This window comes from Pantoea sp. ICBG 828 (assembly GCF_002928355.1).
Taxonomy (GTDB): Bacteria; Pseudomonadota; Gammaproteobacteria; order Enterobacterales; family Enterobacteriaceae; genus Pantoea; species Pantoea dispersa.
Genome location: NZ_POWN01000001.1, coordinates 867,550 through 881,073, shown reverse-complemented (window position 1 = coordinate 881,073; position 13,524 = coordinate 867,550). Strand labels below are relative to the sequence as shown.

The following is a 13,524-nucleotide window of genomic DNA, read 5'->3' as shown; positions in this document are numbered from 1 at the left end:
CGTGGATTACTGCGTGGTGCCGTCAGTTTTATGTTTGACGTGACCACCGCCTTCCTTGGTTTCAACTTTCTTATTCATATCCGGGCAGCGACCATCTTTACACATGGTATTTTTGTGTTCCTGGCTGGCCGACATATTGCCGGAGCTGGTTCCAGAAGTCGCGGCACCGTTGGTGTTCATGCTGCCATTATTAATGTTGCTATTGTCGACATTATTTGGCGGCAGATTCTCTTTCGCGCCGCCCGCGGCTGCGCCGGCTTCTGCTGACGCATTCGCCTGGCCGTTGTTGTTATCCGCAGCCAGTGCTGCGCCGCTGCCCAAAGTCATCGCTGCCGTCAGAAAAATCAATGCAAACTTATTCATCATTATGCTCCTGTAATAAATGGATAGTTGCCGCGTGACACCCGCTGGTGCTGTTTGACGAAAAAAGCGTGCCGCGACGGAATTTAATTCCGTCATGAGTGTTCGGCATGAATATAAATAGCGAAAGCACCTCATTCCTCAGTGCTTACGTTTAAAAAGCTTAGTTCAGAAACGAATAAATGCAAATCTGAGCGAGCCATTTGCACAAAGGACATAATTTACACCTGGTGCCTGAAGGGATACATTGGACGGGTTGCGCCCGGCGTACGCAGGGCCAGAAATTTGAATGGAATAAGTATGGATTACCAGAACGACGATTTACGCATCAGAGAGATCAAAGAGTTACTGCCCCCTGTTGCGCTGCTGGAAAAATTCCCCGCCACCGATAACGCTGCTCAAACCGTTGCCCAGGCCCGCCAGGCCATTCACCGCATTCTGCACGGTGAAGATGACCGCCTGTTGGTGGTGATTGGGCCATGCTCCATCCACGATACGCAGGCAGCCAAAGAGTATGCCGCTCGCCTGCTGACGTTGCGCGAGGAGCTGAAGGGTGAGCTGGAAGTGGTGATGCGCGTGTACTTTGAAAAACCGCGTACCACGGTGGGCTGGAAAGGGCTGATCAACGATCCTTACATGGACGGTAGCTTCCAGATTAACGACGGCCTGCGCCTGGCGCGTAAGCTGCTGGTGGATATCAACGACACCGGACTGCCGGCTGCCGGTGAGTTCCTCGACATGATCACGCCGCAATACATGGCGGATTTGATGAGCTGGGGCGCGATTGGTGCGCGTACTACCGAATCGCAGGTGCACCGCGAGCTCTCGTCCGGGCTCTCCTGTCCGGTTGGCTTCAAAAACGGTACCGACGGCACCATCAAAGTGGCGATCGATGCCATCGGTGCTGCCAGCGCGCCGCACTGCTTCCTGTCAGTCACCAAATATGGTCATTCGGCGATTGTCGAAACCAGCGGTAATGAAGATTGCCACATCATTCTGCGCGGCGGCAAGGAGCCGAACTACAGTGCGGAACATGTTGCGGCGGTGAAAACCGGGCTGGAAAAAGCGGGCCTGCGTCCACAGGTGATGATCGACTTCAGCCACGCCAACAGCAGCAAGCAGTTCCAGCGTCAGATGGTGGTGGCCGCAGACGTGGCGCAGCAGATTGCCGGCGGCGAGCAGGCGATTACCGGCGTGATGATTGAGAGCCACCTGGTGGAAGGCAACCAGAGCCTCGACAGCGGTAAACCGCTGGTGTACGGCCAGAGCGTCACCGACGCCTGTATTGGCTGGGACGACACGGAAAAAGCGCTGCGTCAGCTGGCGCAGGCGATCAAAACCCGTCGCGGCTAACGGCAGCGCACGGCATAAAAAAAGGCCAGACTCGCGTCTGGCCTTTTGCGTTTCAGCGTGAACTTACTTCGCTTTACCCTGGTTAGCAACGGCGGCGGCTTTCGCTGCGATCTCGTCGGCATCACCCAGATAGTAATGTTTGATTGGCTTGAAGTTCTCATCGAACTCATACACCAGCGGTACGCCGGTTGGGATGTTCAGTTCGAGGATCTCATCTTCGCTCATGTTATCGAGGTATTTCACCAGCGCGCGCAGTGAGTTACCGTGCGCGGCAACGATCACTTTCTCACCGCTCTTGATGCGCGGCAGAATGCTTTCGTTCCAGAATGGGATCACGCGATCGATGGTCAGTGCCAGGCTTTCGGTGGTTGGCAGCTGCGCGTCGGTCAGTGATTTGTAGCGCGGGTCGTGGCCCGGGAAACGCTCGTCGTTACGATCCAGCTCCGGCGGCGTAACGGCAAAGCCGCGGCGCCACTGTTTCACCTGATCGTCGCCGTATTTGGCGGCGGTTTCCGCTTTGTCCAGACCCTGCAGCGCACCGTAGTGACGCTCGTTCAGACGCCAGGTTTTTTCGACCGGCAGCCAGGCCTGATCCAGCTCATCCAGCACGTTCCACAGAGTGTGGATGGCACGCTTCAGCACTGAGGTGTAGGCAAAATCAAACACGAAACCTTCTTTTTTCAGCAGCTGACCGGCTGCTTTGGCTTCGGTGCGACCCTTGTCGGACAGATCCACGTCGTACCATCCGGTGAAGCGGTTTTCCTGATTCCACTGGCTTTCGCCGTGGCGCACCAGAACCAGCTTAGTTACGGCCATAGCTTTACTCCTTAATGCTTAATGTTTCGATGATGATAGAAACCGGCTGCGGCCGCTGATTTCAGCGGCACACTGATAGCGCCATACCATAGCGGAAAACAGCGCACGGCGTAAGCCTGTCGGCACCGCAGTGCGCGTTTTTCAACCGGCGCTTAGTGCGGGGTGAAGCGATAACGCGTCACGGAGTGCCATGTGTCGCCGGGCTGCAGCCAGCAATCAGGCTGCGGCCACTCGCTATGGTTGGGCGAATCCGGTAAAAACTCACTCTCCAGAGCGATGCCCTGGAAAGCAGTATAGCTGCCCTGTTCACGGGCGCGCGTTCCCTCCAGATAGTTGCCGGAGTAGAACTGCAGCGCCGGCGCGGCGGTGAACACGCTCACGCTAAGTTTGTCGTCCGCTGACCACAGCTGCGCAGCAGGCTGGCTGCTGTCACCGGCGGTGGTGAGCAGAAACGCGTGATCGTAACCTTTCACCGCGCGCTGATCGTCGTCGGCCAGGAACTCATCCGCCACGCGTTTCGGCTGGCGGAAATCAAAGCTGGTGCCGTCCACCGCTTTCAGCGGCGCATTGGGAATGCCTGCGCTGTCCACCGGCAGATAACGATCGGCCTGCAGTTGTAAGCGATGCTGGCGCGCGTCGCCATGATGCGCATCAAGGTTGAAGTAAGCATGGTTGGTCAGGTTGACCGGACAGGCCTGATCGGTCTGCGCTTCATAGCGAATCGACAGGCAGTTATCGTCATCGAGCTGATAAATCACATCGGCAATCAGATTGCCGGGATAGCCCTGGTCGCCGTCCGGCGAATCAAGACGATAGTGCACTTCGCTGTCGCTCTGGCTGAGGATCTGCCAGCGGCGCTTGTCGAAACCCTGCGGCCCGCCATGCAGCTGGTGCGGACCCTGATTGGCCGCCAGCAGCCGGTTAAGCGGCTTCAGCTCAGCGAAGGCGATGCGGTTCGCGTAACGCCCGATGGTGGCACCGAGATAAGCATCCTGATGCAGATAGTCGGACGGCGTGGCGCAGCCGAGCAGCGCTTCGCGCACGCTGCCGTCCTGCATCGGCACGCGCGCCGACAGCCAGGTGGCGCCCCAGTCCATAAAGGTGGCGACCATGCCGTTGCGGTTGCGCAAAACGGTGATGCGCCACGGCTGGCCGTCCGGCGCATGAGAGTTGACGTCGCTTACCATTGGCCGGCTCCTGCTGAGGCTTTGCACACGTAAAAGGTCTCTTTGATGCCGGTCTGCGCTTCGTACTGCTGCGCCACCGCCGCTTTTACCTGATCGACCAGATCGGTTGGCATCAGGGCGACAATACAGCCGCCGAAGCCGCCGCCGGTCATACGCACGCCGCCGCGCGGGCCAATTTCCGCTTTGACGATCTCCACCAGCTGATCGATGGGCGGCACGGTGATCTCAAAATCGTCGCGCATTGAGGCGTGCGAGGCGGCCATCAGCTCACCCATGCGTTGCAGATCGCCGCTGCTCAGCGCGTCCGCCGCTTCCAGCGTCCGGGCGTTTTCGGTGATCACGTGACGCACGCGTTTGGCCACCAGCGGATCGAGCTGCTGTTCTGCCGCCGCAAACTCCTCCAGCGTCACGTCGCGCAGCGCCTTTTTGTTGAAGAAGCGCGCACCGGTTTCGCACTGCTCGCGGCGGGTATTGTATTCGCTGCCCACCAGATTACGGCGGAAGTTCGAGTTGATGATCACCACCGCGACATCCTCCGGCATGGATACGGCGCGCGTGCCCAGCGTGCGGCAGTCCAGCAGCATGGCGTGATCCTGCTGGCCGAGCGCTGAAATCAGCTGATCCATGATGCCGCAGTTGCAGCCAACAAACTGGTTCTCCGCTTCCTGCCCGTTAACGGCAATCGCTGCGCCGTCGAGCTTCAGCTGATACAGCTGCTGGAACACGGTGCCCACCGCCACTTCCAGCGAGGCGGACGAGCTGAGACCGGCACCCTGCGGCACGTTGCCGCTGATCACCATATCCACGCCGCCAAAGCTGGCGTCGCGCTGCTGCAGATGTTTCACCACGCCGCGCACGTAATTGGCCCACATCGGTTCGCTGAGCGGCTCAATCGGCGCATCCAGCGAGAAGCTATCCTGCTGATTGTCGTAATCCACCGCCACCACGCGCACCTGGCGATCGTCGCGGCGGGCGCAGGCAATCACGGTCTGATAATCGATAGCGCAGGGCAGCACGAAGCCGTCGTTGTAATCGGTATGCTCGCCGATCAGGTTCACCCGGCCCGGTGCCTGAATGCTGTGACTCGGCGCGTAGCCGAAGGTGTCAGCGAAAACCTGTTGAGTGATCGATTTTAAAGACATTTATTGTTCCTCGCGGAAATGGATAGCGCTGACAGAGCGCAGACGTTCTGCTGCCTGTTCCGCCGTTAAATCACGTTGGGTCTCGGCCAGCATCTCGTAGCCAACCATAAATTTTCGTACCGTGGCGGAGCGCAGCAGCGGGGGATAGAAGTGCGCGTGCAGCTGCCAGTGATCGTTGGCTTCGCCGTTAAACGGCGCGCCGTGCCAGCCCATCGAGTAGGGGAACGAGCACTGGAACAGATTGTCGTAACGGCTGGTGAGCTGCTTGAGCGCCAGCGCCAGATCGGTGCGCTGCGCCTCGCTGAGATCGGTAATGCGTTTCACGTGCGTTTTAGGCAACAGCAGGGTTTCAAACGGCCAGGCCGCCCACCACGGCACCACCGCCAGCCAGTGTTCGGTTTCGACCACGGTACGGCTGCCGTCCTGCAGTTCGCGCGCTACGTAATCCACCAGCAGCGGCGTACCTTTATCGGCAAAGTAGCGGCGCTGGTTGTCATCCTCTTTTTGCGCTTCATTCGGCAGAAAACTGTTGGCCCACACCTGACCGTGCGGATGCGGATTCGAGCAGCCCATGGCTGCGCCTTTGTTTTCAAATACCTGCACCCACGGATAGTGCTGACCGAGTTCAGCGGTCTGCTCCTGCCAGGTACGCACGATGTCCTGCAAGTTGTGCAGCGGCAGTTCGGGCAGGGTTTTGCTGTGATCTGGCGAGAAGCAGATCACCCGGCTGGTACCGCGCGCGCCTTCACAGCGCATCAGCACATCATCGCTCTGCGGCGCGTCCGGCGTATCGGTCATCAGCGCGGCGAAGTCATTGGTGAACACGTAAGTGCTTTTGTAATCGGGATTTTTGTCGCCGGTGATACGGGTATTACCGGCGCACAGGAAGCAGTCCGGATCGTGTGCGGGCAGTTGCTCCAGCGCTGGCGTCTCCTGCGCACCCTGCCACGGACGTTTGGCGCGATGCGGTGACACCAGCACCCATTGATCGCTCAACGGGTTATAGCGGCGATGCGGATGATCGACCGGGTTAAATTTTTGCATAACAAGTCCTGGTAATCGGCAAACAGAAGAAAATCACTGCCTTCAACGTAGCATAACGGTGGCGCTGAAAGCGTGATCCAGTCTGGATAAATGGTATCGTTTACACAAGGTGACGATTCTCATTTTGTGGGTTTATGCGCAGCGTTTGCTGAATAATGCGGCAGGCTAGTGGTAGCGGTTACATTTTTAGGGAAGGAAATCTGTCAGGTGCGTACTGTTATCGCCGGGCCGCCATGGATGGCGACCCGCTCATCAATGAAAACTAACGCAACGCCTCCTGCTGATAGACATAGCCCGCGCCCTGTTTTACAAAACTCAGGCGGTGGGTGATGCACTGCGGCGCGTCTTCGGCGTGGTGGGACACAAACATCAGCTGGGTACGGCCTTCGCCGATCAGCACATCCACAAAGCGGCGCACCAGCTGGCGGTTAATGGGATCGAGCCCCTGCAGTGGCTCATCCAGGATTAACAGCGTCGGGTGCTTCACCAGCGCGCGCGCAATCAGCACCAGCCGCTGCTGGCCCCACGACAGGCTATGAAACGGCGCATCGGCCAGCGCATTGTCCATGCCAAGCAGCGCCAGCCACTGGCGCGCCAGCGCTTTCTGCCGATCCGATACCGCCTGATACAGACCGATCGAATCAAAAAAGCCTGAAAGGATCACCGTACGCACATTACAGCTGACGCGGTAATCCAGATGCAGGCTGCTGCTGACGTAACCGATATGCTGCTTGATGTCCCAGATGGTTTCACCGCTGCCGCGCCGAATACCAAACAGCGTTAAATCATTGCTGTAGCCCTGCGGATGATCGCCGGTGACCAGGCTAAGCAGGGTCGATTTACCCGCGCCGTTGGGGCCGATGATCTGCCAGTGCTCGCCGGGATTGACCTGCCAGTTCAGGCCGTCGATCACCGCGTGATCGTTATACGACACCACGCCGTTGCGCAGAATAACGCGTGGCGCATCTGCTGCCAGCTGCGGCAGCTGATCCGGCTGATCCGGCTCCGGCAGTGCCATGCCCTGCAGGCGTTCGCTGTGCGCCAGCTGCGCCACCAGCGCTTCGGCGAGAATCGCCTGGCGCGCGCCCACGTGTGTCAGCGTGCACTCCGCCAGCACGCCGACCTGCTGGACAAAATCCGGGATGTCGTCAAAGCGGTTCAGCACCAGCACCACGGTGTAGCCGTCGCGATGCAGCTGATGCAGCGTATCGGCAAGACTGGCGCGCGATGCCACATCCAGACCATCAAAAGGTTCGTCGAGGATTAGCAAATCCGGCTGCGCCATCAGCGCCTGACACAGCAGCGTTTTGCGCGTTTCGCCGGTAGAAAGGTATTTGAAGCGGCGAGTCAGTAGAGCGCTGATGCCGAACTGCTGGGCCAGCGCCTGCGCCCGCGCCTCATCCTTTACTTCATCCTGAATGATCTCCAGCGCGGTGCGGCCGGTGTCATCTTCGCCTTCACTCAGCAGATCGGTGTTGTTGCGCTCCCACTCCTGCGTCACCAGCTGTTGCAGCTGCTCCAGTGACAGACGGGTGCGGCGCTGAAAATCCTGCCGCAGCTCGCCCTTTGCCGCCGTCAGCTCGCCGGACAGCGCGCGCGCCAGCGAGGATTTACCGCTGCCGTTTGCACCGACAAAGGCCCAGCTTTCGCCGCTGTGCAGGGTTAAGTCCGGCAGGGTCAGGGTACGGCTATCGCTCAGGTGAAATATGCCTTGCGAAATTTGCAATGAGGCCATGATTTGTTCCGTTTTCTGCATCAAGTCGCTCAGTTGTAGCGAGCCAGCGAAATGAAGTCAAATCATGGCGGCCAGATCAGAGCAGTGTGGCGATGATGGCGTGTTCGGCATTAAAACAGGCGGTCACGGCGCTGCCGGGCTGCAGATTATGCTGGTGAAGTGCCTGGCTGGGAACGGTGGCGCACAGCATTTCACCGCCCGCCAGCGCAATCAGCACTTCACTCTGCGTTTCGCCGGGTTCGATGGTGTGGACAAGGCCCGGCAGCTGATTATCGCCCTCTGCGGCGTCAGGCGTCAGGCGGATCCACGGCGCTTTGATCAGCACCAGCACCTCTTTACCGCTGTCGAGCTGTAGCCGCTCCGCGCTGCGTTCGGTCAGAGCCACCTGCAGGCGCGTCACGCCGTCGTTCAGCAGTATCTCAACATGCTGCTGCACCTGCTGACGATCGCGCGCCTGCACCGTGCCAAATAGCTGGTTGCGCGCGCTGGTTTGCAGGGAAAAGCGGGCGATCGCCGCCAGCAGGCTGTCGAGCGGCAGGCTGTCGTTTTGCAGCACGTCAAAGGCTTTTTGCTGGATCTGCTCCATCAATTGAAACAGCTGAATCAATCGCTCGCCGTAGCGCGTCAGCCGCGCACCACCGCCGCCTTTGCCGCCGGTCGCGCGTTCGACCAGCGTCTGATCCGCCAGCTGATTCATCTCATTGATGGCGTCCCAGGCGCTTTTATAGCTGATGCCCGCCAGTCTGGCGCCCTGGCTGATGGAGCCGGTTTCCTGCACGCGCCTGAGCAGCTCAATACGGCGCGGATCGGCAAACAGTTTCTGCTGAAGACGGATGTGAAGAGAGAGTTCTGCCTGCATGTCAGCTCCTTAGGTGAATGCGCCAATTGTAAGGCCTAAAGTAAAAGCACGAAAAGGGCAGTGCCTTTTTTTCTCCAGCCGTTACAATCACTTTTTTACTCTTTGCGCGAGGTTTCCATGCTGGAACTGTTAAAAAGCCTGGCGGTCGCCATCATCATGGTGCCCATCGTGATGGCGATTATGCTGGGTCTGATTTACGGCCTGGGTGAAGTCTTTAACGTCATCTCTAAATTTGGCCGCCGCGACGACCGTCCCGCCAATAGCTCACACCACTAATTTTTAACGCCCGCACGCTGCGGGCGTTTTGCCCTTAACTTCCCGCCGTTTTTGCCGATATAAAGCTCATGACAGCTTTCAGGCTCGCGTTGTATTATCAACTATATAACGTAACCTGGAGCTCTCTATGCAAAATATGCTTTATCACTGGGCGGCGGCGGCCGTGGTCACCGTGTCGCTGTCGGGTCAGGCGCTGGCGGCGGAGAAAATTACTGTGTTCGCTGCGGCCTCGCTGACTAATGCGATGCAGCAGATTGCCACGCAATATCAGCAAAAAAGCGGCGTTGAAGTGGTATCCTCGTTCGCTTCCTCGTCGACGCTGGCGCGGCAAATCGAGCAGGGCGCCCCGGCGGATCTGTTTATCTCTGCCGATCAGCAGTGGATGGACGATGCGGTGGCGAAAAACAGCGTGATCGGCAGTACGCGCTACACGCTGCTGGGCAACGATCTGGTGCTGGTGGCGGCAAAAAGCGCTAACGCGCAGCCGGTGACCATCAATGCGCAGACCCCATGGCAGAACCTGCTTAAGGGCGAGCGCCTGGCGGTGGGCGATCCGGATCACGTGCCGGCAGGTATTTATGCCAAAGAAGCGCTGCAAAAGCTGGGCGCGTGGGACACGCTGGCTTCACGGCTCGCACCGGCTAACAACGTGCGTGCCGCGCTGGCGCTGGTGGAACGCCGCGAAACGCCGTATGGCATCGTGTACGGTTCCGACGCGGTAGCCAGTGATAAGGTGCAGGTGGTCGGACGCTTCCCCGAAGCGAGTCACAAACCCGTAGAGTACCCGATGGCGGTGGTCAGCGATCACCAGAACGCAGCGGTGCAGGCCTTCTATGACTATCTGCAGGGGCCGGATGCCGCTGCCGTATTTAAACAGTATGGATTTACGCCGAAGAGATGATACTGAGCGATCCCGAATGGCAGGCCGTGTTCCTCAGCCTGAAAGTTTCCTGCGTGGCGGTGCTGTGCAGCCTGCCGTTTGGCATCCTGATGGCCTGGATTCTGGCGCGCTGTCGCTTTCCTGGCAAAACCCTGCTCGATAGCCTGATTCACCTGCCGCTGGTGCTGCCGCCGGTGGTGGTGGGCTATTTGCTGCTGCTGACGCTGGGCCGGCGCGGCCTGATTGGCAGCTGGCTGTATGACTGGTTCGGTATCACCTTCGCCTTCAGCTGGCGCGGTGCGGTGCTGGCCTCGGCGGTGATGGCGTTTCCGCTGATGGTGCGCGCCATTCGTCTGGCACTGGAAGCGGTAGACAGCCGGCTGGAGCAGGCGGCGCGGACCTTAGGCGCGGGCCGCTGGCGGGTGTTTTTCACCATCACGCTGCCGCTGACTTTTCCGGGCATCATCGTGGGCACCGTGCTGGCGTTTGCCCGCTCGCTCGGTGAGTTTGGTGCCACCATTACCTTTGTCTCCAACATTCCCGGCGAAACCCGCACCATCCCGTCAGCCATGTTTACCCTGATTGAAACGCCCGGCGCGGAAGGCACTGCGGCGCGGCTGTGCGCGGTGGCGATTGCGCTGGCGCTGCTGTCGCTGGTGGCCTCAGAGCTGCTGGCGCGCTGGGGCCGCAAGCGGCTGGGAGCGGCCTGATGCTGAAAATCAACATTGCGCAACAGCTCGGTGAGCATCAGCTCAACGTCGATGTGGAGATTCCGGCCAGCGGCATCACCGCGATCTTTGGCGTGTCCGGTGCAGGAAAAACCTCATTAATCAATGCCATCAGCGGTCTGACGCAGCCGCAGAGCGGCCAGATTGCGCTTAACGATCGTCTGTTGTTTGACCGCGACAGCGGTATCAATCTGCCGCCGGAAAAACGCCGCATCGGCTACGTGTTTCAGGATGCGCGCCTGTTTCCCCATTATCGCGTGCGCGGCAATCTGCAGTATGGCATGGCGCCTAAAATGAAGGCGCAGTTCGGGGCGCTGGTGACGCTGCTGGGACTGGATGCGCTGCTGGATCGCTATCCGGCCTCGCTGTCGGGTGGCGAAAAGCAGCGCGTGGCGATGGGCCGGGCGCTGCTGAGCGCGCCGGATATCCTGCTGATGGACGAACCGCTGGCGTCGCTCGATCTGCCACGCAAGCGCGAGCTGATGCCCTATTTGCAGAAGCTGGCGAAGCAGGTGGAGATTCCGCTGCTGTACGTGAGCCACAGCCTGGAGGAGATTGTCCAGCTGGCGAATCAGGTACTGGTGCTGGATAACGGTAACGTCAAAGCCTTCGGCGCGCTGGAAAAAGTGTGGGGCAGCAGCGCGATGCGACCGTGGCTGCCGCCGGCCGAGCGCAGCAGCGTACTGCGCGTGCAGGTGCTGGAGCAGCATCCGGATTACCCGATGACCGCGCTGTCGCTTGGCGATCAGCACATCTGGGTCAGCCGGGTGAATCAGCCGGTGAAAAGCGTACTGCGCATCCGTATCGCCTCGGCGGACGTGTCGCTGGCGCTGCAGCCGCCGCAAAATACCTCGATCCGCAACATCTTACCGGCGCAGGTGGTGGAATTGCTGGAGCTGGACGACCAGGTCGAAGTGAAACTGCGCATCGGCGTCAGCGAGCTGTGGGCGCGCATTTCACCGTGGGCGCGCGACGAGCTGAATATCCGGCCCGATCAGTGGCTGTATGCGCAAATCAAGAGCGTGTCGATTACCGCGTAACACAAACCGGACGACAGCGCGGTACGTCCGGTCTGCGGATCAGCGCGTTTTTTCGCGCTTTTTTCCGGTCAACCTGACTGATGCCTTATGCCGCGACCAGCCTGGCATTACAGCACTTCCTGGTAGATCACCTGCGCAATGCCCGGCTCAAGGTTGGTGCCGATCACTTTGCGCGCGCGTGCTTTGATGGCGTCATCGGCATTACCCATCGCCACGCCCAGCCCGGCCTGCTCCAGCATGCTGAGATCGTTGTAATTGTCGCCAAACGCCAGCACGTCCTGCATGCTCAGCCCCTGGCTCGCCACCCACTGCGCCAGGCGTTTGCCTTTGCTGTTGCCGGCCTGGGCGATGTCGACCTGATCGTGCCACGACCATTCACACGCCAGACCCAGCTCGCGTTCGGTGCGCTCGGCAAACTGCTGCAGCGCGCGGGTATCCGGATGCGACAGGGCAAATTTCCAGATCGACTGCGCGTCGTGCGCCGCCTGCGCCAGACTCGGCACCTGCACAAACAGCGGGCGCTGCGCTTCCGGCAGCGACTGCGCCCAGTTGAGGGTGCGCGTCACATGGCCGGTCGCTTCCTGGTACAGCATCGCATCATCGACATACAGCAGACCGTGAATATTCTCCTGATCGAGCATCTCAATCACTCGCGCCGCCTGACTTTTCTCCAGCGGATCGGCAGCCAGCACCCGTTGCGCCTGGTAATCGTACAGATACGTGCCGTTACAGCAGATGGCGGGCGTTGTCAGCTGCAGCGCCTGATAAAACGGGTGAATCGCGCAGTGATGGCGACCGGTGACGATCAGCACCTGAACGCCAGCCTGTTGCGCGCGGGCTAAGGCTTCAAGGGATTCTGGCAGGATGGTTTTGTTTGGGGTTAGCAGGGTGCCGTCGAGGTCAAGGGCGATTACGCGGTAGCTCATTACACTTTCCGTCCGGAGTTAGCAAAGCATTAAGTCTACACCCGCCAGCGGCTCTGAGACAAAAAGCAGGGCACAAATCAGCCCAGCGCGCGGCGGTGAAACGCGCTACAGTTACTGTTTTTCATCAGGCAGCGAATAAGGAAAACGCATGAAACAAGTCGTGTATACCGCCAGTCCCGAGAGCCAGCAGATCCACGCCTGGCAGATGCAGGAAGATGGCGCACTGACGTTATTGCAGGTCACGGATGTGGCCGGCCAGGTGCAGCCGATGGTGGTGAGCCCGAAGAAAGATTTTCTCTATGTCGGCGTGCGTCCGAATTTTCGCGTACTGGCGTACCGCATTGCGGCCGACGGTACGTTGAGCCTGGCCGGTGAAGCGCCGCTGCCGGGCAGCCCGACTCACATTTCTACCGACCGCCAGGGCAACTATCTGTTCTGCGGCTCCTATAACGATGCCTGCGTCAGCATCAGTCCGATTGGCAGCGACGGCCTGCCGCAGGCACCGCTGCAGGTGATTAACGGGCTGGAGGGCTGCCATTCGGCGAATATCGACCTCAGCAACCAGACGCTGTTTGTACCAGCGCTGAAACAGGATCGCATCTGCCTGTATCAGCTGCAGGCGGACGGCACGCTGGCACCGCGCACGCAGCCGCAGGTGACCACCGTAGAGGGCGCCGGCCCGCGTCATATGGCGTTCCACCCGAACGGCGCCTATGGCTATGTGGTTAACGAACTGGACAGCACCGTCGACATCTGGGCGCTGAACAATGTTAACGGCCAGGTCGAGCGCGTGCAGAGTCTTGATATCATGCCGCCGGGCTTCAGCGATACGCGCTGGGCAGCGGATATCCATATCACCCCGGACGGTCGCTTCCTGTATGCCTGTGACCGCACCAGCAGCACGCTGACCGTGTTCAGTATCAGTGAGGACGGCTCGGTACTGACGATTGAAGGTTATCAGCCGACCGAAACTCAGCCGCGTGGCTTTAACATTGATGGCAGCGGTCAGTATCTGGTGGCGGCGGGGCAGAAATCGCATCACATTGAAGTCTATCGCATCGGCGATCGTGGCCTGCTGCAACCGCTGGCGCGTTACGCCGTGGGTCAGGGCCCGATGTGGGTAGTGATTCACGCGCTGGACTGAGGAACGCGCTTCGGTCATGCAGGGTCGCCATCTA

General features: G+C 59.6%; 14 protein-coding genes. 6 read left to right on the top strand and 8 right to left on the bottom strand.

Going from position 1 to position 13,524, the window contains the following annotated elements; translation table 11 throughout:
* Positions 1–6 precede the first annotated feature (6 nt).
* A complete protein-coding gene (locus C1Y43_RS04180) occupies positions 7–363 on the bottom strand; it encodes a YbgS-like family protein (RefSeq protein ID WP_088516301.1) in 357 nt (118 codons plus the stop codon).
* A gap of 297 nt (positions 364–660) precedes the next feature.
* On the opposite strand from C1Y43_RS04180, the gene aroG reads away from it, so the two are divergent.
* Positions 661–1,713 carry a 3-deoxy-7-phosphoheptulonate synthase AroG gene (aroG, locus tag C1Y43_RS04175; protein ID WP_021508517.1) on the top strand — a complete coding sequence of 351 codons (1,053 nt, stop codon included), beginning with the start codon at positions 661–663 and terminating at the stop codon, positions 1,711–1,713.
* 63 nt (positions 1,714–1,776) lie between these two features.
* Here the strand turns inward: aroG and gpmA are convergent, their stop codons facing one another.
* The 6 genes from gpmA to modE all read right to left on the bottom strand — a co-directional run bounded on the left by gpmA (position 1,777) and on the right by modE (position 8,496).
* Positions 1,777–2,529 (bottom strand): 2,3-diphosphoglycerate-dependent phosphoglycerate mutase, encoded by a 753-nt coding sequence (gpmA, locus tag C1Y43_RS04170; RefSeq protein ID WP_010616013.1) that lies wholly within the window; start codon positions 2,527–2,529, stop codon positions 1,777–1,779.
* A gap of 152 nt (positions 2,530–2,681) precedes the next feature.
* Positions 2,682–3,716: a galactose-1-epimerase gene (gene galM / locus C1Y43_RS04165; protein ID WP_058757860.1), complete on the bottom strand. Its 1,035-nt coding sequence runs from the start codon at positions 3,714–3,716 to the stop codon at positions 2,682–2,684.
* A complete protein-coding gene (gene galK / locus C1Y43_RS04160; protein WP_058781271.1) occupies positions 3,710–4,858 on the bottom strand; it encodes a galactokinase in 1,149 nt (382 codons plus the stop codon). The genes galM and galK overlap by 7 nt, the downstream gene beginning before the upstream one ends.
* Entirely contained in the window at positions 4,859–5,902 is a 1,044-nt protein-coding gene (gene galT / locus C1Y43_RS04155; RefSeq protein WP_104187102.1) for a galactose-1-phosphate uridylyltransferase, read from the bottom strand.
* Positions 5,903–6,164: 262 nt separating this feature from the next.
* Entirely contained in the window at positions 6,165–7,637 is a 1,473-nt protein-coding gene (modF, locus tag C1Y43_RS04150) for a molybdate ABC transporter ATP-binding protein ModF (RefSeq protein WP_104187140.1), read from the bottom strand.
* A 76-nt stretch (positions 7,638–7,713) separates the two neighbouring features.
* On the bottom strand, positions 7,714–8,496 hold the full coding sequence (modE, locus tag C1Y43_RS04145; RefSeq protein WP_104187100.1) for a molybdenum-dependent transcriptional regulator: 783 nt from the start codon (positions 8,494–8,496) through the stop codon (positions 7,714–7,716).
* A 117-nt stretch (positions 8,497–8,613) separates the two neighbouring features.
* Here modE and C1Y43_RS04140 point away from each other — a divergent pair, with 117 nt between their 5' ends.
* From C1Y43_RS04140 to modC, 4 genes are all read left to right on the top strand, one after another.
* Complete coding sequence (locus C1Y43_RS04140) at positions 8,614–8,772, top strand: AcrZ family multidrug efflux pump-associated protein (RefSeq protein WP_021508511.1); 159 nt, start codon at positions 8,614–8,616, stop codon at positions 8,770–8,772.
* A gap of 127 nt (positions 8,773–8,899) precedes the next feature.
* Complete coding sequence (modA, locus tag C1Y43_RS04135) at positions 8,900–9,673, top strand: molybdate ABC transporter substrate-binding protein (protein ID WP_104187099.1); 774 nt, start codon at positions 8,900–8,902, stop codon at positions 9,671–9,673.
* Complete coding sequence (gene modB / locus C1Y43_RS04130; protein WP_021508509.1) at positions 9,670–10,362, top strand: molybdate ABC transporter permease subunit; 693 nt, start codon at positions 9,670–9,672, stop codon at positions 10,360–10,362. Before modA ends, modB begins: the two co-directional genes overlap by 4 nt.
* Positions 10,362–11,420 carry a molybdenum ABC transporter ATP-binding protein ModC gene (modC, locus tag C1Y43_RS04125; protein ID WP_104092707.1) on the top strand — a complete coding sequence of 353 codons (1,059 nt, stop codon included), beginning with the start codon at positions 10,362–10,364 and terminating at the stop codon, positions 11,418–11,420. The genes modB and modC overlap by 1 nt, the downstream gene beginning before the upstream one ends.
* Before the next feature lie 107 nt (positions 11,421–11,527).
* Here modC and C1Y43_RS04120 read toward each other — a convergent pair whose 3' ends face one another.
* A complete protein-coding gene (locus tag C1Y43_RS04120; protein ID WP_058757854.1) occupies positions 11,528–12,346 on the bottom strand; it encodes a pyridoxal phosphatase in 819 nt (272 codons plus the stop codon).
* 148 nt (positions 12,347–12,494) lie between these two features.
* On the opposite strand from C1Y43_RS04120, the gene pgl reads away from it, so the two are divergent.
* A complete protein-coding gene (pgl, locus tag C1Y43_RS04115; RefSeq protein ID WP_104187098.1) occupies positions 12,495–13,490 on the top strand; it encodes a 6-phosphogluconolactonase in 996 nt (331 codons plus the stop codon).
* Positions 13,491–13,524 lie beyond the last annotated feature (34 nt).

Excerpts from the sequence above, each read along its gene's own strand:
- galM (WP_058757860.1), bottom strand. The coding sequence starts at position 3,716 with ATGGTAAGCGACGTCAACTCTCATGCGCCGGACGGCCAGCCGTGGCGC.
- galK (WP_058781271.1), bottom strand. The coding sequence starts at position 4,858 with ATGTCTTTAAAATCGATCACTCAACAGGTTTTCGCTGACACCTTCGGC.
- modB (WP_021508509.1), top strand. The coding sequence starts at position 9,670 with ATGATACTGAGCGATCCCGAATGGCAGGCCGTGTTCCTCAGCCTGAAA.
- C1Y43_RS04120 (WP_058757854.1), bottom strand. The coding sequence starts at position 12,346 with ATGAGCTACCGCGTAATCGCCCTTGACCTCGACGGCACCCTGCTAACC.
- galT (WP_104187102.1), bottom strand. The coding sequence starts at position 5,902 with ATGCAAAAATTTAACCCGGTCGATCATCCGCATCGCCGCTATAACCCG.
- modC (WP_104092707.1), top strand. The coding sequence starts at position 10,362 with ATGCTGAAAATCAACATTGCGCAACAGCTCGGTGAGCATCAGCTCAAC.
- gpmA (WP_010616013.1), bottom strand. The coding sequence starts at position 2,529 with ATGGCCGTAACTAAGCTGGTTCTGGTGCGCCACGGCGAAAGCCAGTGG.
- C1Y43_RS04140 (WP_021508511.1), top strand. The coding sequence starts at position 8,614 with ATGCTGGAACTGTTAAAAAGCCTGGCGGTCGCCATCATCATGGTGCCC.
- modE (WP_104187100.1), bottom strand. The coding sequence starts at position 8,496 with ATGCAGGCAGAACTCTCTCTTCACATCCGTCTTCAGCAGAAACTGTTT.
- modF (WP_104187140.1), bottom strand. The coding sequence starts at position 7,637 with ATGGCCTCATTGCAAATTTCGCAAGGCATATTTCACCTGAGCGATAGC.
- aroG (WP_021508517.1), top strand. The coding sequence starts at position 661 with ATGGATTACCAGAACGACGATTTACGCATCAGAGAGATCAAAGAGTTA.
- C1Y43_RS04180 (WP_088516301.1), bottom strand. The coding sequence starts at position 363 with ATGAATAAGTTTGCATTGATTTTTCTGACGGCAGCGATGACTTTGGGC.
- modA (WP_104187099.1), top strand. The coding sequence starts at position 8,900 with ATGCAAAATATGCTTTATCACTGGGCGGCGGCGGCCGTGGTCACCGTG.
- pgl (WP_104187098.1), top strand. The coding sequence starts at position 12,495 with ATGAAACAAGTCGTGTATACCGCCAGTCCCGAGAGCCAGCAGATCCAC.